This is a genomic window from Lysobacter korlensis, from assembly GCF_042434515.1.
The window spans coordinates 467230-491004 of sequence record NZ_JBHLTG010000006.1 but is presented as its reverse complement, the minus strand read 5'-3'; the positions used below and the strand labels follow the sequence as shown (position 1 = coordinate 491004).

Genomic DNA, 23775 nt, shown 5'->3' with positions numbered 1-23775 from the left:
TGCGGCGTGTCAGACTGGGACGTCGACCGGGAGGAGACCGCGATGGACGACGACTCCCCCGAGCTCGCTGGCTATGAGCCGACCGGCGACCGGCCGCTCCGGTCGCACCGGACGCAGCGCGTGATGCGCGTGCTGGTGGTCGTCGGACTCCTCGGCCTGGTCCTGCCGGGCATCCTCATCACGGCGTCCACCGCGGCGAACAGCGCCGAGCGCGCGTGCGCCTACTACGTGGCGGAGAACGTGCCGAACGGCACACCGCACGCACGGTTCGAGCTGTCCGGCCCGGAGGGTCCGGGGTGGAACTGCTACGCCGAGCGGTTCGGCAGTGACGAGCTCTACCTGCGCGGGATGGGGCTCATCCCGGTCGCCCCACCCGTCGATCGCACGCCGCGCGTGCCTGTGGAGAACACCTGAGCCGCGACGCCCACGACCGACGGGGGATGCCGTGAGCTCGCGATTCGAGGAGCTGGATTGGCAGCCGACGCCCCTCGGGGACCTCACACTGCGCCGACGGACCGAACCGGCGGTCGGTGTCGAGGTCTACGAGGTCAAGCTCGGCGACGAGTTCCTCATGTCGAGCTTGTTCACCGTTGCCGAAGAGGACCTGGCGACGCTGGGACTCGCGGCTGCGGCGCGTCAGGAGCTCGACGTGCTGGTCGGCGGCCTCGGTCTGGGCTACACGGCGGTCACGGCGCTGCGAGACCCGCGGGTGCGGTCTCTGACCGTGATCGATGCCCTGCCAGCGGTGCTCGACTGGCACCGACGGCGCCTGCTGCCGGTGTCCGCCGCCCTCATGGATGACGACCGTACCGAGCTCGTCGTCGACGACTTCTTCGCGCGGATGCGGCGGGAGCCGCCCACCGGCGCGCCGCGGTACGACGCGATCCTGGTGGACATCGACCATTCGCCGCGACACCGCCTGCACCCGAGCCACGCCGACCTCTACACCGCGGATGGGCTTCGCTCGCTTGCTCGGCATCTGAAGCAGGACGGTGTCTTCGCGCTGTGGTCGGACGATCCGCCCGAGCCCGAGTTCACCGCGGTGCTCGCAGAGGTCTGGACCCACACGGCTGGGCACCTCGTCGCCTTCGACAACCCGCTGACCGGCGGGGTGTCGACGAACTCCGTCTACGTCGCGTGGTGAGGATGGGCCTCAGGCCGCACCGTCGAACATCGAGGTGACGGAGCCGTCGTCGAACACCTCATGGATGGCCCGTGCGATGAGCGGCGCGATCGGCAGGATCGTCAGCTTTTCCCAGCGCTTTCCCGGCGGCAGCGGCAGGGTGTCGGTGACGACGACCGAGTCGATGTTGGGCGTGTCGAGCAGCTCCACCGCGGGCGGGGAGAACACGGCGTGCGTCGCGGCGACCACGACACCGGTGGCGCCGTTCGCCTTGAGCGCGTCCGCGGCCTTGCGGATCGTCCGGCCCGTGTCGATGAGGTCGTCGACGAGCAGGCACACGCGGCCCTCCACCTCGCCGACGATCTCATGCACGCTCACCTGATTCGGCACCAGCGGGTCGCGCCGCTTGTGGATGATCGCGAGCGGCACCCCCAGCTTGTCGCTCCAGATGTCAGCGACCCGCACCCGGCCCATGTCGGGGCTCACGACGGTGAGTGAGCTGAGGTCGAGCTTGTTGCGCACGTGCTCCATGAGCACCGGCATTGCGAAGAGGTGATCGACCGGACCGTCGAAGAAGCCCTGGATCTGCGCGGCGTGCAGGTCGACGCTCATGATCCGGTCGGCCCCGGCCGCTTTGTAGAGGTCGGCGACCAGGCGGGCGGAGATCGGCTCGCGGCCGCGGCCTTTCTTGTCCTGCCGGGCATACGGGTAGAACGGCGACACCACGGTGATCCGCTTCGCCGAGGCGCGCTTCATTGCGTCCACCATGATGAGCTGCTCCATGAGCCACTCGTTGATCGGCTGCGTGTGCGACTGGATGACGAATGCGTCGCACCCGCGGACGCTCTCATCGAACCGGGCGTAGATTTCGCCGTTCGCGAAGGTGCGGGCGTCGGTGTGCACCAGCTCGGCGTTGAGCTCTTGTGCGATGTCCTCCGCGAGCTTCGGGTGCGCGCGGCCGGAGACGAGCACCAGCTGTTTCTCGTTGCTGACCTTGACGCCGGTCACGGATCTCGCTTTCCGCCGGCGGACCGGCCTCTGAAGCTGGCTATTCGGCCTGCGGTTCGGATGCCGCTCTCGCCGCTTCGGCCGCCGCCGTGCCGGCACGGTGCTCTTCGACCCAGCCGGGCATGTTGCGCTGCGGAGCCACGTTGATCGCGAGGGCACCGGCCGGAACATCCTTCCGGACCACCGTTCCCGCTCCCGTGTAGGCTCCGTCCCCAATCCTAACGGGGGCGACGAAGACGTTGTGCGAGCCGGTGCGCACGTGCGATCCGACGACGGTCTTGTGCTTGTGAACGCCGTCGTAGTTGGCGACGATGGTGCCGGCGCCGATGTTCGCCTGCACGCCCACGGTGGTGTCGCCGATGTAGCTCAGGTGCGGCACCTTGCTTCCCGCGCCGATCTTCGCGTTCTTCGTCTCCACGAAGGTGCCGATCTTGCCGCCCTCGGCGAGCTCCGTCCCCGGCCGCAGGTAGGCGAACGGGCCGACGGATGCGCCGGGTCCGATCACGGCGAGTGTCGCGTCGGTGCGCTTCACGGTGGCGCCCTCGCCGACCTCGCAGTCGAGCAGGGTGGTGTCCGGCCCGACCACCGCGCCGCGCGCGATCACGGTTGCGCCGCGGATCTGCGTGCCCGGCAGCACCTCGACGTCTTCGGCCAGCTGTGCCTTCAGGTCGATCCAGGTGGTGGCCGGGTCGTGCACGGTCACACCGGCAAGCTGCCAGCCGCGGACGATGAGCGCGTTGAGCCGTTGCGCCGCGTCCGCGAGCTGCACCCGGTCGTTGACGCCGCCCACGAGCCAGCTCTGCGACACCGGCACGGCGGCGATGGGCGCGCCCTCCTCCCGGAGCAGCCCGATGACGTCGGTGAGGTACTTCTCCCCTTGACTGTTGGCGGTGCCGACCTTGGGCAGATGCGCGCGAAGCTGCCCGACGGAGAACACGTACGTTCCGGAGTTGATCTCGACGACGCCGAGCTCGTCGTCGTTCGCGTCCTTGTGCTCGACGATCCGGTCGAGCGAACCGTCGGCGCCCCGGAGAACCCGGCCGTAGCCGGTCGCGTCGTCGAGGATGGCGGACAGCACGGTGGCCGCCGCCTGGGCTTGCCGGTGCGAGCTGAGCAGCTCGCCGAGCGTTGCGGCGTCCAGCAGCGGGACGTCACCGCTCACCACCACCACGTCTCCCGCGAAGTCCTGCGGGAGCGCGTCGAGGGCGACCTCGACCGCGCGCCCCGTGCCGGGCACCTCGTCCTGATCGACGATGGTGACGTCCGGCATCAGTTCGGCGATGGCGTTCGCCACCGCCTCGCGCTCGTGCCGCACGACGGCGATCACGTGAGCCGGGTCGAGGGCTCGGGCGGTGGCGAGGACGTGACCCACGAGCGGGACACCGGCGAGCGAGTGCAGCACCTTCGGTGTTGCGGAGCGCATTCGGGTGCCCTGGCCGGCGGCGAGGACGATGACCGCGAGACTGGAGTCAGACATGGCGCCATTCTCTCGCACCGGCCTGGGCCCCGGCGCACTCCGCGGACTCCTGACACGACTCGTCGTCGAGACGCGTCAGGAGTCCGCGGTCAGATGGGTGTCTCGGGTCAGAAGATCCGCTTCACATGCCAGATGACCACTACCGAGTAGGCCAGGTGACCCCACTTGTTCGGGTGCCACGTGTCATTCCCCTCCGCGTGGAGCCACGGGAACCGGTCGCCGATGAGGCGCCCGTGGAAGGCGCGGGTGACGTCCACGAAGTACGCGCGGACACCCCACATGTTCGCCTTCTTCACGGCCTGGTGGAGCGCCGCGTTGAGCCCGTCGACCGCGGCGTTGGCCCTGGCCTGGAAGGCGTCGGCAGGTGCGGCGAAGAGACGCGGATACCCGGTGACGAGGATCTTCACCCGATCCCGGATGTCATCGATCTTCACGAGCGCCTTCAGCACCCGCTCCTTGACGTTCGCGATGGCCTTCAGCACCAGCGTCGTGCAACGCTGCTCGTCGAAGGTGGCCGGCGCGGCTGCCCCGGGCGCCCCGCAGGTTTCCCGGATCTCCTGGGACGCGATGTCGTTGGCGCCGACGGTGAGCGTGACCAGCTCTGCTTTCTGCAGCTTGTGCTTGACCCGCGGGATCTGGTGCTTCAACACGTCAAGGCTGGTCGCCCCGGAGCAGGTGGCGTCCGCGATCAGCTTCACGCCGGGGAGCTTGTCCACGGCCCGCGGGTAGGCGGCCTTCGTGTGCAGACACTCGTCGAGGTAGCGCCCGCCACCCTGGCCGGCGGCGTAGGAGTCGCCGAGCGCGACGTAGTCGATCTTCTTGTGGTGGGAGTTGCCCGCCGAAGCGGGAGCCGCGGTTCCGGCGACGATGCCGGTGGCGAGGACGGCCGTGAACAGACCTGCGAGCAGGCGGTTCCGGCGAAGGAATGAGACGTTCATGGCCGGTCACGCTACAACTCCACAGAATGCGGCACGCGGGATTTCACCACAGCTTCACCCGTGCATCGCAGACCGCCCACCCCGGATGAGGCGCACTCAGCGGCACGCAGGGCCGTTCGGACCCTGACGCTCGGTCGGCTCGGGTGAATCGAGCGTCAGTCGGCGATGATCAGGATCAGGGAGCCGCGGAAGTGCGATCGGCTCCGCAGCCGCCCGTGGCGCTCGTCCCACCGTCCGGAATCCAGGTCGCTGCGCAGGTTCCGCTCGAAGCGCTCGATGGAGTCCGGCGACACGTGACTGAAGGCGGACATCGCCTGCTGCACGCTCTTGTCGAGCAGCAGTTCCGGCCGCCCGTAGTACGCCTCCCCGAACCCGTCGCGGCAGTGCAGCGGGATCGGCACCTCCTCGACCCGCACCCCGCCGCCGAGTGCCGCCGCGATCCGCTCTCGAGTGGGGAACCGCTGCTCCTCCGTCCGGATCACCTCGGGAAGGTACTCGACGAGCCAGTACCGCTCGAGCAGGCTCGGATCGGCGGTGAGGAGAACCACCGGTCCGCGGGTGACCCGCCGCAGCTCCGTGAGGCCTGCCTCGAGATCCGCCCACTGGTGAACGGTGAAGGTGGCCATTGCCGCATCGAATTCGTCGTCGCCGAACGGCAAGTGCTCGGCGGTGGCGTCGACCGCGGGCGTCAAGTGCGGCGGTCGCTGGGCCCGCATCGCTGCGGACGGTTCGACGGCCACCACGTCGCGGTCGGCGGGTTCGTACGAACCGGCGCCCGCACCGACGTTGAGCACCCGCCTCGCTCCGCCGAGGGCGGCGAGGATGGCGTCCGCGATCTCGGGCTCAGGGCGGCGGTGTTCGGAGTAGGCGGCGCCGACGCGGCCGTAGTCCGTGTCACCTGCGCTGCCGTCGCTGCTGTCCACCACGGATCGATGCTACGCAGGGCTCGCGCGCTCAGCCGGCCGAAGCGTCCTTGGGCACCAGGCGGATCGTCAGTGGGGCGACGGCGTCGCCGACGACGGTGCGCACGATCCGCTCTCCGTAGCGGTCGTACTTGGCGTGGTAGGCGGCGTCGATCGCCGCGTGGACCTCCGCCGGCGTCTCGGCGAACGTCACGTCCCGCTCCACTCCGCCCGCACGGATGCGTCCCGCGCCGCTCGCCCGAGCGCGGCGGAACCACCCGTTCTGGGGCCCATAGGCAGAGCGAATGTAGAGATCGTCGCCGACCCGGACGACCCAGATCGTCACGGATGGGCGCAGACTCCCGTCTGGACGCAGCGAGGTCACATGAAGCTCGTCAGCGTCGCCGACGCGTCGCAGCTCGTCAGCCGTCCAGGAAGTCATCGCATCCGCTCGCTCCTTCATCCACGGCCCGCGTCGACGCTCACGCGGTCCGGCGCAGCGTGACGACCTCCTCGGCGCCGCCGTGGCCGCGAGCCGCCGGATGTTCGACGAGCGCGATCACGCGATTCGCCATGAACCGCGCGGTACGCACCGGAGTGCCGCCGCGGGTCACCTCGGTGACCTCTACCAGTCCTCTGCCGCTGGTGATGTCGAGCCGCCGGCCGGCGCGCGTGGCCTCGATCTCGTATGTGCGTGTGCCGTCGCCAGCATCGACGACGACCTCGACCCGATCGCCTTTCACCGTTCCTCCTCGCATTGCCCCACCTGCTATAACAACGCAGGTCACGGTCGTATTTCGACTGCGCGGGCCGTTCTGGGGATAGTGTCTGATCCGCCGACGTCAGGAGGAGCCCGTGACCAGATACGTTGTCGATGCGAGTGCTGTGCTGCACTTGGTGCGGGAGGACATCCAGGTGTTCCCGCAGCACGAGCTCCTCGCACCCACACTGCTTCGCTCGCAGACGCTGTCGATGCTCCATGAAGCGGTGCACCGGGGCGAGCTGACCGCCGACATCGCGCGTGATCGGCTTGCGCGGGTCGGTCGGCTGAAGATCCGGCTGCTCGGCGACGCGGTGCTTCGCAAGGTCGCCTGGGAGATGGCGGATCGGCTCGGCTGGGCATCCACCTACGACGCCGAGTACGTCGCGCTCACCAAGCTGCAGGCAGACGCGCTCGTGACCTCGGACGCGGAACTGGCTCGCCGCGTCGAGGACGTCGTCCCGACGGCGTCGATCGACGACCTGCACTGAGCGGAAAGCCGGGACCAACGCCTCTGGACGGCGACCGCGAGGGAGCCCGACCATTCCACCATCCGCTCACATCGACGATCGGATCCCACATGGCCCGTGACGCATTCGAATACCCGGACGTAGCCGGCTATCCCGACGGCAGCGGCTTCCTCGACCAGGGCACGGCGCTGAGCCCGGAGGACGGCGGCTCCCTGGAGTACACGACGCCGAGCGCCGAAGCTGAGACCGAGTTCGTCGTCAGGGACGATGTCGCCGCCTTCGAGTTCCAGGCCCTGATCGGCCGACGCGTGGTCGGCCTGATCCGCTACGCCGGCAGAGACAGCGGCCCGCTGGTGCTGCGCTCGACGTTCGTCGAGCCTGTGCAGCGAGGCAGGGGAATCGCGACGGCCTTGATCGCCCACGTGCTCGATGACCTCCGCGACCGGGGACAGCGCGTTGCGGTCGAATGCGGGCAGATCCGAGGCTTCATCGACGCGCACCCGGAGTATCGCGACCTCGTCGTCCCCGCTTCCCCGCCGCGCGACTGAGCGTCACCCGCGTCGCGGAACCCCTGCTTCGTCGGCGACGGCGGGACTCAGCTGTCGCACTCGCAGATGCGGTTGAACGACACCACCTCGTCGCCCTCGTCCGGGCGCGCCCACGCCTCGGCGGCGGCACGGTCGGCGAACGCGCGCGGGGCGAGCCGGCCATTGGCCATGAGCACGCCGTACTCGATCTCGTCGCGGGGGTCCGTCCACATCGCTGGTGCCGCGTGTGTCATGCACTAACTGTACGCTCGCGCCAGCGCACCGGTGCGGTCACCCGTGCCGGCGGACTTCGCTCACGCCTCATACCACAGTCGGCGGGACTCCTCCCTTGTGCCCCCGGCGCGCCGCTCTTACAGTGGAACCGCAGTTCCGCACCGTCGAGCAAGGAGGCTCGGATGAACCGTGGACGAGTACTGATCTTGGCGTTGGCGCTCGCGGCGCCGTGGGCCGTCGCCAGCCCCGCGGCTGCGGACGGACACATGCCGACGATTCCTGAGGACTGCGCGGTCCCACCGGACATCGACCTCTCGCAGTACAACGTCATCATCGGCACGAACGCGTCGGAGCGGATCTCGGGCACCCCGGGACCCGACGCCATCTGCGGGCGGCTCGGCGACGACAGGATCGACGCCGGACCGGGCGACGACCTCATCCTCGGCGACACGTCGACGTTCTTCGGCAACGTGCAGGCGCCCGGCGGCGCCGACCGGATCAACGGGGGTCCCGGCAACGACGAGATCCTCTCCGGGCCGGGCGACGACAGAGTCGACGGCGGACCCGGGGACGACTTCATCGCCCTCGCGGTCGGCAACGACCGCGGTGAGGGCGGCCCTGGAACCGACACGGTCTTCGGCGGGTTCGGCCGAGACCGGCTCGGCGGAGGCCCGGGGATGGACACCCTCGTGGGCGGGCCGGGCAACGACAGGCTCGACGGCGGACCGGGCGACGACATGCTGTTCGGCGAGCTGCCGCCCGACACCCCACCGCCACCACCGGGCACCCCGCTTCCGCCGCTGCCCCCGGCTGGAACCGCGGACCGCTGCGTGGGAGGCCCCGGCACGGACGTCGCGGCCGACTGTGATCGCCTGTCCGGGGTTGAGGACACGTTCTAGGCCCCGTACCGAAGAGACAGTCCCCCTGCTCCGCTCCCAGGATTCGAACCTGGACCTAACGGCTCCAAAGGCCGTCGTGCTGCCGTTACACCAAAGCGGATCGCGCGACTCGCGCGGCGTCAAGTCTGCCAGAGAACCCTTGGGCGACGCCGTCGTGCCGCGGGTGGGCGCCGCCATAATGAAGGCATGCCGGAGAGTGACGAGGTCGACCGCATCGTCGACGCGTGGCGCCGGGAGCGGCCGGATCTCGACTTCTCCCCGCTGCAGGTGCTCTCCCGGGTGGGGCGGCTCTCACGGCACCTCGAGCGGGCACGGAAGTCGGCATTCGCAGCGTCCGACCTGGAGTCGTGGGAGTTCGACGTGCTGTCCGCGCTGCGTCGCGCCGGCCCGCCGTACCAGCTGAGCCCGAAGTCACTGCTGCAGCAGACCCTGGTCTCCAGCGGCACCATGACGAACCGGATCGACCGGCTGGTGGAGCGCCGGCTCGTCGAGCGCCGCACCGACCCGCATGACGGCCGCGGGATCCTCGTGCTGATGACCCCCGCGGGCAGGGAGCGCGTGGACACAGCGATCTCGGAGCTGCTGGTGGCGGAGTCCGAGCTGCTGGACGCGCTGCCCAAAGTGGAGCAGGAGCGGCTCGCGTCGCTGCTGCGGAAACTCAGCCTCGACTTCGACTGAGGTGCCGGCTCGGGCATGGTCCCTTCGACAGCCTCAGGACCGATCAGAGGAACAGCAGCACGATCGACAGCACCGCGGCGAGCAGACCGATGCCGAGCAGCACCCAGCCGATCACGCGGAGTGTGCGCCCCAGGTGGTCGACCGGGTCGATCCGGCCACGATCGGGACGGGACCGCGGCGTGTAGACGGTGATGTCGTCGCCGACGCTGACGCTGCGACGGCGCAGGGGCGGCGCGTCCGCCTCGTGGATGTCGCCGTCATCACCGAACCACCGGAAGCCTACGGAGTGCTCGTCCGCATCGATGACGACACCGCGATGGGTTCGAGGGTTCCGCATGAGTGCCCCTCGAACGAACCCGGCGACCAGCACGATACCGCCGAGGATGACGCCGATCCAGGTGAACAGTTCCGCGATCGCGCCTGCCGCAGCGATCGGATCCGTCACGCTCTCATGCTACGGGCGGCAGGACCGCCCGCCGGTCCACACCACGGCCGGCCCACGGGCCGCGTCACGCCTCGAGGCGCTCGCTGAGCTCCAGCCACTTCGTCTCGAGGTCGCTGTGCTGCTCCTCGAGCTCGCGCTGGCGGCTCTGCAGGCGACCGAGGCCGACGTAGTCGCTCTGGTCGTGGGTCGCGAAGTCGTCGTGCAGTCGCCCGAGCTCGTGACCCGTGCGCTCCATGCGGCGCTCCACCGAGGACAGCTCCTTCTCGAGCGCTCGCCGCTCCGCCCCCGTGAGCTCGACCGGTCCGCCGTGGGCGGCAGCGGGCTTCCCAGCGGCAGCCGTCTGCGCCGCTTGCACCTGCTGGGCAGACCGCCGCAGGCGCAAGTACTCGTCCACGCCGCCCGGAACGTGGCGAAGCCGGCCGTCGAGGATGGCGTACTGCGAGTCGGTGACCCGTTCCAGCAGATACCGGTCGTGGCTCACCACCAGCAGCGTGCCGGGCCAGGAGTCGAGCAGGTCCTCCATCGCGGCCAGCATGTCGGTGTCGAGGTCGTTCGTCGGCTCGTCCAGGATCAGAACGTTCGGCTCGTGCAGCAGGATGAGCATCAGCTGCAGCCGCCGCTTCTGCCCGCCGCTGAGATCCTTCACCGGGGTGCTCAGCTGCGCGCTGGTGAAGCCGAGCCGCTCGAGCAGCTGACCCGGTGTGAGCTCCTTCCCACCCGTCACGTAGGAGGTCTTCTCCCGCGCGACGACGGCGCTGATCCGCTCGTGCTGGATGTCGGCGAGCTCCGCGAGGCGCTGGTCCAGCATCGCGATGCGCACCGTCTTGCCGCGCTTCACCCTGCCGGAGGTGGACTGCACTGTCCCGGCGATCAGCCCCAGCAGCGTCGACTTGCCGGCGCCGTTCACCCCGAGGATGCCGCTGCGCTCCCCCGGCGCGATCCGCCACTCCACGTCGCGGAGCACCTCGGTCTCGGCGCCGTTCTCCGACGGGTAGCTGACGCTCACATCGAGCAGGTCGACGACGTCTTTGCCGAGCCGCGCGACCGCGAGCTGCGAGAGCGCGACGCTGTCCCGCACGGGCGGCTCGTTCTCGATGAGGGCATTGGCCGCGTCGATGCGGAACTTCGGCTTGCTTGTCCTCGCGGGCGCCCCGCGCCGCAGCCACGCGAGCTCCTTCCGCAGCAGGTTCTGCCGCTTGGACTCGGTGGCGGCGGCCATCCGGTCCCGCTCCACCCGCTGCAGCACGTACGCGGCGTAGCCACCCTCGAACGGCTCGATCGTCGCGTCGTGCACCTCCCAGGTGGCCGTGGAGACCTCGTCGAGGAACCAGCGGTCGTGTGTCACGACGACGAGACCGCCAGAGTTCGGCGACCAGCGGCGCTTGAGGTGCTCGGCGAGCCACGCGACACCTTCGACGTCGAGGTGGTTCGTCGGCTCGTCGAGGAAGAGCACGTCCCAGTCGTGGGTGAGCAGCGCCGCCAGCGCGGTGCGCCGCCGCTGGCCGCCGCTCAGCCGCGACATCTGCGCTTCCCACGGGATGTCCGCGACGAGCCCCGCGATCACGTCGCGCGTGCGCGCATCGCCTGCCCACTCGTGCTCGGCCCGGCCGCCGACGACGGCCTCGGCGACCGTCAGGTCGTCGGGAAGCTCGTCGGACTGGTCCAGCATCCCGAGGGTGACCCCTCCCCGCCGGGTGACGCGGCCGCCGTCCGGCTCCTGCCTCCCCGCGAGCAGGCGCAACAGTGTCGACTTGCCGTCGCCGTTCCGGCCGACCACGCCGATCCGCTCGCCCTCGCTGAGCCCGACCGTGACGGAGTCGAAGATCACCCTGGTGGGGTACTCCAGGTGCAGATTCTCTGCTCCCAGGAGATGCGCCATCCGTCGAGCCTAACCGCCGGGCGTCGCGCCCCGAACCCGGCTCAGTCCTGCATGATGCGGGCGCCGTGCACCGGGCCGGTGGCCCGCACGACGTTCATCCTCGCGGCCGACAGAGCGATCTGCAGCTCCAGTGCCCCGTCGAGGTCCGCGGCGAGGAATGCCACCGTCGGCCCGCTTCCGGAGATGACGCCCGCGAGCGCGCCGTTCTGCTCCCCCAGCTCGAGGATCTCCGCGAGTGACGGCTGCAGGTGGATCGCCGGTGCCTGCAGGTCGTTGTGCAGCGTCTCCGCCAGCATGTGCGGATCGCCCGCCCGAATGGCCTGCAGCACGTTGGTGTCCACCGTGGGCGTCGGGTCCGCCGGGAAGATGTCCTGCGCGTGCCGGTCACGATGCCGGTCCAGCTCCGCGTACACCGCGGGGGTGCTGAGGCCGAAGTCGGCGAGCACCAGCACCCACTGGAAGTTGCCCTTCGCCAGCGCCGGGGAGAGCTGGTCGCCGCGCCCGGTGCCGATGGCGGTGCCGCCGGTCAGGGCGAACGGCACATCCGCGCCGAGCTCACGGGCGAGTCCAAGCAGCTCCTCCCGCGGCAGGTCGGTGCCCCAGAGCGCGTCGCAGGCGAGCAGCGTCGCGGCGGCGTCGGCTGAGCCACCGCCCATGCCGCCCGCCACCGGCACCCGCTTCGTGATCGAGATGCGCGCTCCCGCCCGGTAGCCGGCCTTCCGCGCGAGCAGCCGCGCGGCCTTGATGGCGATGTTCGAGCCATTCGTCGGCACCCTGGAGACCTCGACCGTGCCGGCCACTTCGACCGAGAAGTCGTCCGCGTGGTGCACCCGCACGTCTTCGTAGAGCGACACGGCCTGGTAGGCGATCGCGACGTCGTGGTAGCCGTCGTCGAGCAGCGCCCCGACCTTCAGGAAGACGTTGATCTTGCCGGGCGCTCGCGCGTGAACCGCGGCGAGCGAACCGGCTGAGGTCATGACTCCAACCTAACCGAGTGTCGCGGCGACTCTTTCAAGCATCGCGCTCAAGGTATCCTTCGCAGCGCTCATGGCCTCCGGATTCCGGAGCTTCGAGTGGGTCAGGTTCACGCTCGACTTGCCGCTCTTCGGCGGGTTCACCGTCAGCAGCAGCGTGCCCGTGTCGAGTTTCCATCTCGCGGTCGCGTACGCGGCGTCAGCGTTGACGCTCGCGGGCTCCATGCCCACCGACTCCCGCACCGCCGCCACCGCGGCTTCGAGCACCTGCCGCTTGTCGCCGGCCAGGGTGCGCGACGTGCTGACGCTGTAGGTGCCGTCCGCCATCTGGCCGGGCGCGCGCATGCCGCGCTCCTGCTCGTAGCGGACGGTGAGGTTCTGCGACCACCACGGGTCGACACCGTGATCCCGGACCAGCCACGCGGCGATGTCGGCGTGCCGCCATGTCGTGGCGTTCCGCTCGTCGAGCATGCGGAACCAGTCGTCCGGACGCTTGCCCGTCGCCGCCAGCACCGCGTCGTCCCCGACCCCGCTGCGCGAATCCGCTACCGCCATGCGACCAGTGTTTCCGGTGTCGGCTGCGACGGCAACCGTCAAGTGCGGAGGTACCGGCACGGTCGCTTCGACACGCTCAGCGACCGAGGTGATCATTCCCCCGCACGGACGATGGCGAGGAAGTCGTGCACCGTCAGCTGCTCACCGCGCGCGGTGGGGTCGACGCCGGCCCGCTCCATCCGCCCGGCGGCCGCCTGCGCGCTGCCGAGCACCGTGCCGAGCGACTGCCTGAGCATCTTGCGCCGCTGGCCGAACGCGGCGTCGACAAGGGCGAAGGTCTGGACCCGCTCCGCCTCGGTTCCGGGGTGGTCCCCGTGCTCGAAGCCGACGAGCACCGAGTCGACGTTCGGCACCGGCCAGAACACCTGCCGGCTCACCTGGGCGGCGATCCGCCAGGTGCCGTACCAGGCGGCCTTCACGCTCGGCGATCCGTAGACCTTCGACCCGGACGGTGCCGCCAGCCGATGCCCGACCTCCGCCTGCACCATCACGAGCCCGGACTCGAGGGTCGGGACGTGCTCGAGCAGGTGCAGCAGCACCGGCACCGACACGTTGTAGGGCAGATTCGCGACGATCGACACCGGCGCCGCGGGAAGCTCGGTGATCCGGAGCGCGTCCGCCTCGATCACCCGCAGTGGCGCGCCTGGCTGCAGCAGCTCGACGGTGCGGGGCAGCTGCTCGGCGAGCCGGCCGTCGATCTCGACCGCCGTCACCGACGCGCCCGCCTCGAGCAGGCCCAGCGTGAGCGACCCGAGTCCCGGCCCGACCTCGAGCACCTCGTCGCCCGGCTTCACCCGGGCGACCTGCACGATGCGGCGGACCGTATTCGCGTCGTGGACGAAGTTCTGCCCCAGCCGCTTCGTCGGCTGGATGCCGAGTGTCGCGGCGAGATCCCGGATCTCCGCGGGCCCCAGCAGCCCGCCGCCTTTCACCATCGAGGACTCCGCGTGACTCGAGTGGCCAACGTGACGGGCGATACCCCTCCGGCCGGCATCCCCCTCATCCGCCAGATCACCTCCTGAATGATGAAAGCTGACGGCGTCACTCGAGGACGGTGACCGGCTCCGAGTCCCAGGTGCCGTACACCGCCTCCGTGTTCGAGGTGATCTGCGCCGCCAGCATCGACACATCGGTCTGCAGGTAGTTCGCCATGCCGCGCAGCGTGTGCGGGATCATGTACGGCGAGTTCGGCCGGCCGCGGAACGGATGCGGGGTGAGGAACGGCGTGTCCGTCTCGACGAGCAGCAGGCTCCGCGGTGCGACCTCCAGCGCATCCCGGATGCCGAGCGAGTTCTTGAACGTCACGGTGCCCGCGAACGACATGTACCAGCCGTGCTCGGTGCAGATCTCGGCGAGCTCCGCGTCGCCGGAGAAGCAGTGGAACACGGTGCGATCCGGCGCTCCCACCCGCAACAGTGTCTCCACCACCTCGCGGTGCGCATCACGGTCGTGGATCTGCATCGCGATGCCCCGCTGCTTGGCGATCTCGATGTGCGCCTCGAAGGACTTCAGCTGCGCCGCGCGGCCGCTCTCGCCGGTGCGGAAATGGTCGAGGCCGGTCTCGCCGATGGCCCGCACGCGGGTGCGGCCTGCCAGCTCGTGGATCTCCGTGAGCGCATCGTCGAGCAGCCCGGACGCCGCATACCCCGGCGCCTCGTTGGGGTGGATCGCGACCGCGCCGAGGAGCCGGGGCTCCCGGGCGACGATGTCGGCGGTCCACCGGGAGGTCTCCAGGTCGCCGCCGACCTGGACCGCGCCGCGGACACCGACGGATGAGGCGCGATCGAGGTGGTCCCGATAGTCGAGCTGCTCCCCCTCGGGGTCGCCGTCGCTGATCTCCAGATGGGCGTGGTTGTCGTAGACGGGCACCACGAGGGTCTCCGGCAGCGGCGGGTACTCGAGGTTGCGTGACTGCCCGTGCTCGGTCACCGCCTGCCGCTCGCGCACATACCGGCTCGGGTCGTGCTGCCGGATCTCCCGGCCGCCGTCGTTCATGCGACCGACCCCTCGGTCTCCTCGATCTCGATCCGGGGGAACAGCCCGGATTCGAGCGCGCTCACCCGACCGGAACCCGCCCACTCGTACGCCCGATGGATCGGCTGGTCCGCCGGCGAGCCGGTCCCGCCGAGCGCGGTCCAGAGCTTCGCGGTCGCCTTCGGCAGCACCGGTGCCAGCAGCACCGCAAGCGCGCCGAGTCCGTGCACCGCGGTGGCGAGCACCGTGTCGAGTCGGGCCGCCTTCGCCGGGTCCTTCGCGAGCGTCCACGGTTCCTGCTCGGTGATATAGCCGTTCAGCTCGTCCACCAGCTGCCACACGGCGGCGATCGCCTCGTGGATCGCCATCCGGTCGATCGCACCGTCCGCGAGCTGGGTGGCGGTTTCGGCCGCGTTGCGGATGGCGGAGTCCTGCAGCTCGAGATCCCCCGCCTCCGGCACGACTCCGTTCCGGTAGCGCAGCACCATCGCGATCACGCGTGATGCCAGGTTGCCGAAGCCGTTGGCGAGCTCGGCCTGGTAGCGCGCCGAGAGGTCCTCCCAGCTGAAGGAGCCGTCCTGACCGAAGCTGATGGCGCGCAGGAAGTAGTAGCGGAACGCATCCGAGCCGAACGTGTCGGTGATCTGGCTCGGCGCGATGCCGGTGAGCTTCGACTTCGACATCTTCTCGCCGCCGACGAGCAGCCAGCCGTGGCCGAACACCTTCCGCGGCACGGGGAGGCCCGCAGCCATCAGCATCGCCGGCCAGATGACGGCGTGGAACCGGGCGATGTCCTTGCCGACGAGCTGCACCGCGGGCCAGCGGCGCTCGAACTGCTCGTCGTCGACGCCGTAGCCGATCGCGGTGATGTAGTTCAGCAGCGCCTCGAACCACACGTAGACGACGTGGCTGTCGTCCCACGGGATCTTGATGCCCCAGTCGAAGCTCGACCTGGAGATGGAGAGGTCGTCGAGGCCCTGCTTCACGAACTGCACGATCTCGTTCCGGACGCTCTCCGGCTGGATGAAGTCAGGCTGCGACTCGTACAGGTCGAGCAGACGCTCGGCGAAGTCGCTCATCCGGAAGAAGTAGTTGCGCTCCTTGAGGATCTCGACCGGGCGGCCGTGGATGAGATCCACCAGCTGGCCGGCATACTCCCCGGTGCCCTCAACCAGCTCACTGGGCTGCTTGTACTCCTCGCATCCGACGCAGTAATAGCCTTCGTATTCGCCGGCGTAGATGAACCCGTCGTCGTAGAGCCGCTGCAGGAAGAGCGTGACGCCCTCCTCGTGGCGGGCGTCGGTGGTGCGGATGAAGTCGTCGTTGGCGATGTCGATCGTCTCCAGCAGCGGCTTCCAGGCGCTCTCCACGAGCTTGTCCGCCCAGTCGTGCGGCGTCGTGTTGTTCGCGACGGCGGTGCGCAGGATCTTCTGGCCGTGCTCGTCGGTGCCGGTGAGCAGCCACGTGTCCTCGCCGCGCTGCCGGTGCCAGCGGGCCAGCACGTCGGCGGCGACCTCGGTGTAGGCGTGCCCGATGTGCGGCACGTCGTTCACATAGAAGATGGGCGTCGCGATGTAGAAGGACTCGCCGGGCATGGGGTCGATCCTACCGAGGTCGATTTCTTCGTTACCCGGGCCCCCGGCGTGCTCGCGGGCGATGCCCGGATAATGCCGCGCATGACGACAGATGCGATGAACACAGCACTGCGCGGCCGGGTGGGGGTCTGGCTGCGCCGCGGCACGGCCGATGCGGGGCTCGCCCGGCACCTGGAGGACCTCGGGTACTCGAGCGTGTGGATCGGCGGCTCGCCGGCCGCCGACCTCGCGGTGGCGGAGGAACTGCTCGACGCCACAGCCTCGATCCGCATCGCCACCGGTGTGGTGAACATCTGGCGCAGCGACGGGTGGAAGGTCGCCGAGTCGTACGTCCGGGTCGCCGAGCGGTACGGCGACCGGTTCCTGCTCGGCATCGGCGCCGGCCATCCCGAGGTGGCGGGACCCGCCGCCGAGCGGCCGTACGAAGCGGTGTCACGCTACCTCGACGTGCTGGACCAGGCCGGGGTGCCGGCGGACCATCGCGTCCTCGCGGCGCTGGGACCCCGGATGCTGCGCCTCGCGGCGGAGCGGTCCCGCGGCGCGCATCCCTTCCTCGTTCCGCCGAGTCACACCCGCGACGCGCGAGCGCTGCTGGGCACCGGCCCGCTGCTCGTGCCGGAGCAGCGGGTGGTGCTCGAATCCGACCGCGACACGGCGCGAGCGCTCGCACGCGCGTCGCTCGAGCGGTACCTGCAGCTGACGAACTACCGCACCAGCCTGCTGCGGCAGGGCTTCCGGGAGGCGGACCTCGACCACGGCGGGAGCGACTGGCTGGTGGATGAGCTGGTGCCCTTCGGCACCCCGGAGGAGGTGGCCGGGCGGCTTGCCGACCATCTCGGAGCCGGAGCGGACGAGGTGGCTGTGCAGCTCATCCCCAGACCTGGCGAGCGCGATGCGGACGGCTTCGCGCGGCTGGCGGTCGCGCTGCAGATCGGAGCGGCGGAGTGACGCGCCGGCGGGTCGGCGACGCTGAGGTCGGCGGCATCGGGATGGGTGTGATGCCACTGTCCATCCCCGGACGCCCGGATCGCGACCGAGCCGTCGCCACGATCCACGCCGCACTCGACGCGGGGGTGACGCTGCTCGACACGGCTGACGCGTACACCACCTTCGAGGACGGGCCAGGGCACAACGAGACCCTGATCGCCGAGGCGCTCGCCGCGTATCCGGGCGACACGTCGCAGGTGATGGTGGCGACGAAGGGGGGTCTGGTGCTTCGGGCACCCGGTGAGGCCGACAAGGTGGGGACCCGGGAGCACCTCCAGCAGGCAGCCAGCGACTCACGACGACGCCTCGGGGTCGAGTCGATCGGCCTCTACCAGCTGCACTGGCCGGATCCGCAGGTGGACTACGCCGAGTCGCTCCGCGCGATCCGCGACCTGCTCGACGAGGGCGTCATCCGCCGGGCGGGGATCTCGAACGCGTCGGTGGCGCAGATCCAGCTCGCGCTCGAGGTGCTCGACGGGCGGCTCGCCTCGGTGCAGAACCGGTTCTCACCGGACTTTCCGGACTCGATCGGTGAGCTCGATCACTGCTCCCAGCACGGCATCGCCTTCCTGCCGTGGCGACCGCTCGGCGGGATCGGCAAGACGGAGGAGACGGCACGGCGGCATCCCGCGTTCGCGGAAGCGGCGGCGGAGCTCGGGGTGAGTCCGCAGCGACTCACCCTGGCGTGGATGCTCACCCTCGGCCCGACCGTGATCCCGATCCCTGGAGCGTCCCGTCCCGAGTCGATCCGCGACTCGGCCGCCGCCGCGGACCTCGAGCTGAGCGAGGACCTCGCGGAGCGGCTGCACGCCAGCCTCGCCGCCAGGTGACTATCGCGGCGAGGACGTGTCGCCGGCTGACCGGCGCGCGGCGAGGGCTCCCTCATAGAGCTCGCGCTTGCCGAACCCCGTGTGCTCGGCGACCTCCTCGGCAGCCGCCTTCATCCGCTCCCCCGATGCCACGAGCTCGAGCACCTGCGCGATGCCGTCGGCGAGGTCGCCGGTACGCGGGCGGGCGCCCTCGACGACGATGCAGATCTCACCGCGCGCACCGGCGGCGAACCGCGCAGCCAGCTCGGCGGCGGTCCCGCGGACGACCTCCTCGTGCAGCTTGGTCAACTCGCGGCAGACGACGACGCGGCGCTCAGCCCCGTACTCGGCGGCGAGGTCGGCCAGCGTCTCCCCCAGCCGGTGGGGCGACTCGAAGAACACCTGCGTGCGCGGCTCGCGCGCGAGATCGGCGAAGTGGGCCCGACGGGACTTGCGCGGCACGAAGCCCTCGAACGTGAACCGGTCGGTGGGCAGCCCCGACACGGCGAGCGCCGTGAGCACCGCGCTCGGCCCAGGCAGCACCGTGACCGGAACACCGGCCGCAGCGGCAGCGGACACCAGCGGGAACCCGGGGTCGCTGATCGCGGGCATTCCGGCGTCGGTGAGCACCAGCACGTCCTCGTCGCGGGCGAGCTCCACGATCTCGCCCGCCTTCGCGGTCTCGTTGTGCTCGTGCAGCGCGATCAACCGCGGCCGATTGTCGATGCCGAGTGCGCGCAGCAGATGCGAGGCGGTGCGGGTGTCCTCAGCGGCGATCACCCGGGCAGAGGTCAACGCCTCCACAAGCCGGCGGGATGCGTCGCCGAGGTTGCCGATCGGCGTGGCGGCGAGGATGATCACCCCCTCATCCTCTCAACACCGCGTCTGGACTGACCTGCGGGGTCTCGTCGTTACGATTGCCCGGTGAGCACCGGCCGCGACGTGGACAGCGCCGCTGCACCGGACTCGGTGCCGGAGGAGCCGGCCGGCGAGCGCACGGACGCGGTGCCTGCGCCACCGGTGCCGCGCGGCACCCGGCTTGACGACTGGTGGGCGCGGGTGCTCTCATCACCGGGCAGACGGGCGGCGTGGCGCTGGGGCGGTCCCGCGGCCGTCGCCCTTCTCGCCGCCGTGCTGCGACTGTGGAATCTGGCCCACCCGGGTGAGCTGGTCTTCGACGAGACCTACTACGTCAAGGACGCGTACACGCTGCTGAACCTCGGCTACGAGGGGGCTTGGCCGGAGGAGGCGAACGAGCGCTTCAACGCGGGCGACCCGGACGTGTATCTGACCGACCCGAGCTTCGTCGCGCATCCGCCGTTCGGCAAATGGCTGATCGCGCTCGGGCTGTCGGCTTTCGGCGCCGAGGACCCGTTCGGCTGGCGGGTGAGCACCGCGGTCGTCGGAGTGCTCACGGTGGTCCTCGTCATGGTGCTGGCCTCCGCCCTCTTCCGCTCCACCGTCCTCACGGTCATCGCCGGCGGACTGCTCGCGATCGACGGGAACGCCATCGTGATGAGCCGAGTGGCGCTCCTCGACGGATCGCTCGCGCTGCTGGCGCTGCTCGGCTTCGGTGCGGTGCTCCTCGACCGCCGGCATTCCGGTCGGCGGCTGGAGCTGTGGGCGCTGTCCCGGCGGAACGCGGGACTCGGCACCGACTGGGGTCCGGCGCTGTGGTGGCGGCCATGGCTGATCGTCGCCGGCGTGATGCTGGGACTCGCCGCAGGGGTGAAATGGAGCGGACTGTACTTCCTCGCATTCTTCGCCGTTTACACCGTGGTGGCGGACGCCCTCGCCCGTCGACGGCTGGGGATCCCGTTCTGGGCCACCGGCACGGTGCTCAAGCAGGCGCCCGTCACGTTCCTGCTCATGGTCCCGACCGCAGCCCTCGCATACCTCGCCACCTGGACCGGCTGGTTCGCGACCGACGGCGGCTACTACCGGCGGTGGGCTGAGGACACCGGCAACGCCTGGAGCGGCGCACTCGCCTGGGTGCCGCTCGACCTGCAGAACTGGTGGCACTACCAGACGTCCATGTACACGTACCACGTCGGTGAGAACCGCCCGCACGGCTACTCCGCCAGCCCGCTCACCTGGCTGCTCATGGTGCGTCCGACGAGCATGTACTACCGCAGCATCGACCAGGGCGACGACGGATGCGCGGCGGCCATGTGCGGTGAAGCGATCACCGGCATCGCGAACCCGCTCATCTGGTGGGGGTCGGTCGCCGCAGCCGGCTACCTGGCGTATCGGCTGGTCCGCTACCGCGACTGGCGGCACGGGCTCATCCTGGCCGGTGTCGCCGCGGGCTACCTGCCGTGGCTGCTGTACCTCAACCGCACGGTGTACCAGTTCTACTCGATCGCCTTCGAGCCCTATCTGATCCTGGCGCTGACCGCGGTGATCGGCATCATCCTCGGCTCACGGCACGATCCCGCGTGGCGGCGCCTCAGCGGCATCCGGCTCCTCGCCGTCTATCTCGGCTTCGTCGTTCTGGTGAGCGCGTTCTACTATCCGCTCTGGTCGGGGATGCAGGCGCCCTGGCCGTTCATCCAGCTCCACTACTGGCTCCCGACCTGGCGCTGACACGTCGCTCATCGAGCGGCGTCACTCTGTTACGACGGCGGCGATCGGTCGAGACGCGCGCGACTAGGTTGGAGGGATGGCTGATCGCGAATACGGCTTCCGCACGCGTGCGATCCACGCGGGCAACATCCCCGACGCAACCACCGGTGCGCGGGCGCTGCCCATCTACCAGTCGAGCGCATTCGTGTTCGACGACACCGCGGATGCAGCCGCCCGCTTCTCGCTGCAGAAGTACGGCAACATCTACAGCCGCCTGGAGAACCCCACGGTCGCGAGCTTCGAGGAGCGGATCGCGAGCCTCGAGGGCGGGCTCGGCGCCGTCGCGACGGCGAGCGGCCTGTCGGCGCAGTTCATCACCTTCGCCTCGCTCGCCGGCGCAGGCGACCACATCGTCGCGAGCGCCAACCTGTACGGCGGGTCCGTCACCCAGCTCGACGTGACGCTCCGCCGGTTCGGCGTCGAGACCACGTTCGTGCGCAGCTCCGACCCGGCCGACTACGCCGCGGTCATCACCGACAAGACGAAGCTGCTCTTCGCGGAGACGGTCGCGAACCCGTCCGGCGAGATCGCCGATCTCGAGGGGCTCGCGGGCGTCGCGCACGCCGCCGGAATCCCGCTCATCGTCGACTCCACGATCCCCACCCCCTACCTGAACCGGCCGATCGAGTGGGGCGCCGACGTGGTCATCCACTCGGCGACCAAGTTCCTCGGCGGGCACGGCACCACCCTCGGCGGTGTGGTGGTCGAGTCGGGCCGCTTCCACTGGGCGACCGACCGGTTCCCCCTGTTCGACACGGCGGTGCCGTCATACGGCGGGCTGAACTGGCACGGCAACTTCGGCGAGTACGCGTTCCTCACCCGCCTCCGCGCCGAGCAGCTGCGCGACATCGGCCCGTCCCTTCCCGCGCACTCGGCGTTCCTGCTGGCGCAAGGTGTCGAGACCCTGCCGTTCCGGATCCAGGCGCACGTCGACAACGCCCGCATCGTGGCCGAGTGGCTGCGGGATGATCCGCGGATCGAGTACGTCAACTGGGCGGGGCTCGAGGAGCACCCGCACCACGAGCGCGCGAAGAAGTACCTGCCGAAGGGGCCCGGCTCCGTGTTCGCGTTCGGCGTCAAGGGCGGACGCGAGGTGGGGCAGAAGCTCATCGAGTCGGTGGAGCTCGCCAGCCACGTCGCCAACATCGGCGACGCCAAGACCCTCGTCATCCACCCGGCGTCGACGACCCACGCGCAGCTGACCGAACAGCAGCTGGTCGACGCCGGCGTCGGCGCTGGGCTCGTGCGGCTCAGCGTCGGCATCGAGGACCCCGACGACATCATCTACGATCTCGATCAGGCGCTGAACCGCGCACTGGAGGCGACATCATGACCACGGTCACCGAACCCGCTGTTTCGAACGACAACGACACCGTCACCACCCAGTTGGCGAACGGCCTGACCTGCGAGCTGCCGGCGAGCTCCCCGCTCGCGAAGCTCCTGCGGTCGCAGCGCACATGGGTGGGACCGAGCGCCAAGGAGCGTCTCGCGATCCTGCGGAAGGCGAAGTCCGTGGCGATCGTCGGCGCCTCGCCGAACCCCGCCCGGTCCAGCTACTTCGTGGGCACATACCTTCAGCAGTCGAGCGACTACAAGCTCTACTTCGTGAACCCGAACGCCGACACCATCCTCGGGGAGAAGGCGTACCCGGACCTTCAGTCGCTACCAGAGGTGCCCGACATCGTCGACGTGTTCCGCAAGGCGAGCGACATCCCCTCAGTGATCGACGACGTGCTCGCGGTCGGGGCGAAGACGGTGTGGGTGCAGCTGGGCATCTGGAACGAGGAGGCCGCCTACTACGGCGAGAGCAAGGGCCTCACCGTGGTCATGGACCGCTGCATCAAGGTGGAGCACGCCCGCTTCCACGGCGGACTGCACCTGCTCGGCTTCGACACGGGGGTCATCACCTCCCACAAGACCGTCCGCTGACGCGGCTTCCCGTGGAGCGCTTCCCGGAGCTCGAGCCGTTCGCGACGGGCTGGATGGACACCGGCGACGGCCACCGCGTGTACTGGGAGACGAGTGGCAACCCGGCGGGCACGCCGGTGCTCGTGCTGCACGGCGGCCCCGGATCGGGATCCACGCCGGGCGGCCGGCGGAACTGGGACCCCGCGCGGTACATGATCGTGCAGTTCGACCAGCGCAACTGCGGCAGGAGCACCCCGAGCGCGAGTGACCCGACCGTGAGCGTCGAGACCAACACGACGTGGCACCTGATCCGGGACATCGAGCAGCTGCGGACGCAGCTCGACGTGGACCGCTGGGTTCTGTGGGGCGGCTCATGGGGCTGCACGCTGGCGCTGGCCTACGCGGAGCGTCATCCGGAACGGGTGCGGGGGATGATCCTCGTCTCCGTCACCATGACCCGGCGGAATGACGTGCACTGGCTCACGCACGAGATCGGCCGGTATCTGCCCGAGGAGTGGCGCCGCTTCCGCGGCGGAGTTCCGGAGGCGGAGCGGGACGGCGACCTCGTCGCGGCGTACAACCGCCTGCTGAACGAGTCGGACGATCCCCACGTGCAGGCGCGTGCCGCGAGGGACTGGTGCGCGTGGGAGGACGCGGCGGTCTCGCTGGAACCAGGCTGGGCGCCGCACCCCCGCTACCAGGAGCCGGATTTCCGCATGCAGTTCGCACGCATCGTGACGCATTACTTCTCGCACGGGGCGTGGCTGGAGGAGGGCCAGCTGCTGCGCGACGCCGGCCGGCTCGCCGGCATCCCTGGCGTCCTCATCCACGGCCGCCTCGATCTCGGCGGCCCGGTCGACGTGCCGTGGCTGCTGGCACAGGCGTGGCCGGACGCGCGACTCGAAGTGGTTTCCGAGGCCGGCCACGCCGGCAGCGCCCGCACGACCGAGCTGATCCTCAAGGCCGCCGCAGAGTTCGCCGACGCCCCCTGAGCCGGCGGATCCTGCC

The 23775-nt window shown here is 70.1% G+C and carries 27 protein-coding genes, 1 tRNA gene and 2 pseudogenes; 14 read left to right on the top strand and 16 right to left on the bottom strand.

Annotation, left to right across the window (positions count from 1 at the left end; all coding sequences use genetic code 11):
- Window positions 1–6: 6 nt before the first annotated feature.
- Both ACFFGH_RS24740 and ACFFGH_RS24735 read left to right on the top strand, forming a co-directional pair.
- Window positions 7–414, top strand: coding sequence for a hypothetical protein (locus tag ACFFGH_RS24740; RefSeq protein WP_386673302.1), 408 nt, complete (start codon window positions 7–9; stop codon window positions 412–414).
- A gap of 31 nt (window positions 415–445) precedes the next feature.
- Complete coding sequence (locus tag ACFFGH_RS24735; RefSeq protein ID WP_386673300.1) at window positions 446–1144, top strand: spermine/spermidine synthase domain-containing protein; 699 nt, start codon at window positions 446–448, stop codon at window positions 1142–1144.
- A gap of 9 nt (window positions 1145–1153) precedes the next feature.
- Here the strand turns inward: ACFFGH_RS24735 and ACFFGH_RS24730 are convergent, their stop codons facing one another.
- From ACFFGH_RS24730 to ACFFGH_RS24705, 6 genes are all read right to left on the bottom strand, one after another.
- Window positions 1154–2131 (bottom strand): ribose-phosphate diphosphokinase, encoded by a 978-nt coding sequence (locus ACFFGH_RS24730; protein ID WP_386673299.1) that lies wholly within the window; start codon window positions 2129–2131, stop codon window positions 1154–1156.
- Window positions 2132–2171: 40 nt separating this feature from the next.
- A complete protein-coding gene (gene glmU / locus ACFFGH_RS24725; protein WP_386673297.1) occupies window positions 2172–3608 on the bottom strand; it encodes a bifunctional UDP-N-acetylglucosamine diphosphorylase/glucosamine-1-phosphate N-acetyltransferase GlmU in 1437 nt (478 codons plus the stop codon).
- 107 nt (window positions 3609–3715) lie between these two features.
- Window positions 3716–4546, bottom strand: a complete 831-nt coding sequence (locus tag ACFFGH_RS24720; protein ID WP_386673295.1) for an SGNH/GDSL hydrolase family protein — start codon at window positions 4544–4546, stop codon at window positions 3716–3718.
- 155 nt (window positions 4547–4701) lie between these two features.
- Window positions 4702–5472, bottom strand: a complete 771-nt coding sequence (locus tag ACFFGH_RS24715) for a class I SAM-dependent methyltransferase (RefSeq protein ID WP_386673293.1) — start codon at window positions 5470–5472, stop codon at window positions 4702–4704.
- A gap of 28 nt (window positions 5473–5500) precedes the next feature.
- Complete coding sequence (locus tag ACFFGH_RS24710) at window positions 5501–5890, bottom strand: DUF2255 family protein (RefSeq protein ID WP_386673292.1); 390 nt, start codon at window positions 5888–5890, stop codon at window positions 5501–5503.
- A 40-nt stretch (window positions 5891–5930) separates the two neighbouring features.
- On the bottom strand, window positions 5931–6191 hold the full coding sequence (locus tag ACFFGH_RS24705) for a DUF8836 family protein (protein WP_386673290.1): 261 nt from the start codon (window positions 6189–6191) through the stop codon (window positions 5931–5933).
- Window positions 6192–6303: 112 nt separating this feature from the next.
- Between ACFFGH_RS24705 and ACFFGH_RS24700 the strand changes: the two genes are divergently transcribed.
- Window positions 6304–6699, top strand: coding sequence for a type II toxin-antitoxin system VapC family toxin (locus tag ACFFGH_RS24700; protein ID WP_386673289.1), 396 nt, complete (start codon window positions 6304–6306; stop codon window positions 6697–6699).
- Between the two features lie 89 nt (window positions 6700–6788).
- A complete protein-coding gene (locus ACFFGH_RS24695; protein ID WP_386673287.1) occupies window positions 6789–7226 on the top strand; it encodes a GNAT family N-acetyltransferase in 438 nt (145 codons plus the stop codon).
- A gap of 47 nt (window positions 7227–7273) precedes the next feature.
- Here the strand turns inward: ACFFGH_RS24695 and ACFFGH_RS24690 are convergent, their stop codons facing one another.
- A complete protein-coding gene (locus ACFFGH_RS24690; protein WP_386673286.1) occupies window positions 7274–7459 on the bottom strand; it encodes a hypothetical protein in 186 nt (61 codons plus the stop codon).
- Between the two features lie 162 nt (window positions 7460–7621).
- Between ACFFGH_RS24690 and ACFFGH_RS24685 the strand changes: the two are divergent.
- The 3 genes and pseudogenes from ACFFGH_RS24685 to ACFFGH_RS24675 form a co-directional block, all read left to right on the top strand.
- A pseudogene (locus ACFFGH_RS24685) lies at window positions 7622–7867 on the top strand (hypothetical protein); the annotation flags it as partial.
- A gap of 42 nt (window positions 7868–7909) precedes the next feature.
- Window positions 7910–8014 (top strand): annotated as a pseudogene (locus ACFFGH_RS24680) (hypothetical protein); the annotation flags it as partial.
- Between the two features lie 3 nt (window positions 8015–8017).
- Window positions 8018–8338 carry a calcium-binding protein gene (locus ACFFGH_RS24675; RefSeq protein ID WP_386673349.1) on the top strand — a complete coding sequence of 107 codons (321 nt, stop codon included), beginning with the start codon at window positions 8018–8020 and terminating at the stop codon, window positions 8336–8338.
- A gap of 28 nt (window positions 8339–8366) precedes the next feature.
- On the opposite strand, the gene ACFFGH_RS24670 is transcribed toward ACFFGH_RS24675, so the two are convergent.
- A tRNA-Gln gene (locus ACFFGH_RS24670) sits at window positions 8367–8438 on the bottom strand.
- A gap of 86 nt (window positions 8439–8524) precedes the next feature.
- Here ACFFGH_RS24670 and ACFFGH_RS24665 point away from each other — a divergent pair.
- Window positions 8525–9016: a MarR family winged helix-turn-helix transcriptional regulator gene (locus ACFFGH_RS24665; RefSeq protein WP_386673285.1), complete on the top strand. Its 492-nt coding sequence runs from the start codon at window positions 8525–8527 to the stop codon at window positions 9014–9016.
- Window positions 9017–9059: 43 nt separating this feature from the next.
- On the opposite strand, the gene ACFFGH_RS24660 is transcribed toward ACFFGH_RS24665, so the two are convergent.
- From ACFFGH_RS24660 to metG, 7 genes are all read right to left on the bottom strand, one after another.
- Window positions 9060–9461, bottom strand: a complete 402-nt coding sequence (locus ACFFGH_RS24660; protein WP_386673284.1) for a hypothetical protein — start codon at window positions 9459–9461, stop codon at window positions 9060–9062.
- Between the two features lie 64 nt (window positions 9462–9525).
- Window positions 9526–11340: an ABC-F family ATP-binding cassette domain-containing protein gene (locus ACFFGH_RS24655; RefSeq protein ID WP_386673282.1), complete on the bottom strand. Its 1815-nt coding sequence runs from the start codon at window positions 11338–11340 to the stop codon at window positions 9526–9528.
- A gap of 41 nt (window positions 11341–11381) precedes the next feature.
- Window positions 11382–12317, bottom strand: coding sequence for a 4-(cytidine 5'-diphospho)-2-C-methyl-D-erythritol kinase (locus tag ACFFGH_RS24650; RefSeq protein ID WP_386673281.1), 936 nt, complete (start codon window positions 12315–12317; stop codon window positions 11382–11384).
- Between the two features lie 9 nt (window positions 12318–12326).
- Window positions 12327–12869 (bottom strand): DUF4287 domain-containing protein, encoded by a 543-nt coding sequence (locus tag ACFFGH_RS24645; protein WP_386673279.1) that lies wholly within the window; start codon window positions 12867–12869, stop codon window positions 12327–12329.
- Between the two features lie 92 nt (window positions 12870–12961).
- Window positions 12962–13804: a 16S rRNA (adenine(1518)-N(6)/adenine(1519)-N(6))-dimethyltransferase RsmA gene (gene rsmA / locus ACFFGH_RS24640; protein WP_386673277.1), complete on the bottom strand. Its 843-nt coding sequence runs from the start codon at window positions 13802–13804 to the stop codon at window positions 12962–12964.
- Window positions 13805–13910: 106 nt separating this feature from the next.
- On the bottom strand, window positions 13911–14864 hold the full coding sequence (locus tag ACFFGH_RS24635) for a TatD family hydrolase (RefSeq protein WP_386673276.1): 954 nt from the start codon (window positions 14862–14864) through the stop codon (window positions 13911–13913).
- On the bottom strand, window positions 14861–16438 hold the full coding sequence (gene metG, locus ACFFGH_RS24630; protein WP_386673274.1) for a methionine--tRNA ligase: 1578 nt from the start codon (window positions 16436–16438) through the stop codon (window positions 14861–14863). The genes ACFFGH_RS24635 and metG overlap by 4 nt, the downstream gene beginning before the upstream one ends.
- Window positions 16439–16519: 81 nt before the next feature.
- Here metG and ACFFGH_RS24625 point away from each other — a divergent pair, with 81 nt between their 5' ends.
- Window positions 16520–17386, top strand: a complete 867-nt coding sequence (locus ACFFGH_RS24625; protein ID WP_386673272.1) for a TIGR03620 family F420-dependent LLM class oxidoreductase — start codon at window positions 16520–16522, stop codon at window positions 17384–17386.
- Complete coding sequence (locus ACFFGH_RS24620; RefSeq protein WP_386673270.1) at window positions 17383–18255, top strand: aldo/keto reductase; 873 nt, start codon at window positions 17383–17385, stop codon at window positions 18253–18255. Before ACFFGH_RS24625 ends, ACFFGH_RS24620 begins: the two co-directional genes overlap by 4 nt.
- Here the strand turns inward: ACFFGH_RS24620 and rsmI are convergent, their stop codons facing one another.
- The gene (rsmI, locus tag ACFFGH_RS24615; RefSeq protein ID WP_386673268.1) at window positions 18256–19095 is read right to left on the bottom strand and encodes a 16S rRNA (cytidine(1402)-2'-O)-methyltransferase; all 840 of its coding nucleotides are present in this window, start codon (window positions 19093–19095) and stop codon (window positions 18256–18258) included.
- 63 nt (window positions 19096–19158) lie between these two features.
- On the opposite strand from rsmI, the gene ACFFGH_RS24610 reads away from it, so the two are divergent.
- The 4 genes from ACFFGH_RS24610 (at window position 19159) to pip (ending at window position 23759) form a co-directional block, all read left to right on the top strand.
- Window positions 19159–20820 carry a dolichyl-phosphate-mannose--protein mannosyltransferase gene (locus tag ACFFGH_RS24610; protein WP_386673267.1) on the top strand — a complete coding sequence of 554 codons (1662 nt, stop codon included), beginning with the start codon at window positions 19159–19161 and terminating at the stop codon, window positions 20818–20820.
- A gap of 76 nt (window positions 20821–20896) precedes the next feature.
- A complete protein-coding gene (locus ACFFGH_RS24605; RefSeq protein ID WP_386673265.1) occupies window positions 20897–22192 on the top strand; it encodes an O-acetylhomoserine aminocarboxypropyltransferase/cysteine synthase family protein in 1296 nt (431 codons plus the stop codon).
- On the top strand, window positions 22189–22788 hold the full coding sequence (locus ACFFGH_RS24600; protein WP_386673263.1) for a CoA-binding protein: 600 nt from the start codon (window positions 22189–22191) through the stop codon (window positions 22786–22788). The genes ACFFGH_RS24605 and ACFFGH_RS24600 overlap by 4 nt, the downstream gene beginning before the upstream one ends.
- Window positions 22789–22799: 11 nt before the next feature.
- Window positions 22800–23759, top strand: a complete 960-nt coding sequence (pip, locus tag ACFFGH_RS24595) for a prolyl aminopeptidase (protein WP_386673262.1) — start codon at window positions 22800–22802, stop codon at window positions 23757–23759.
- Window positions 23760–23775: the final 16 nt, after the last annotated feature.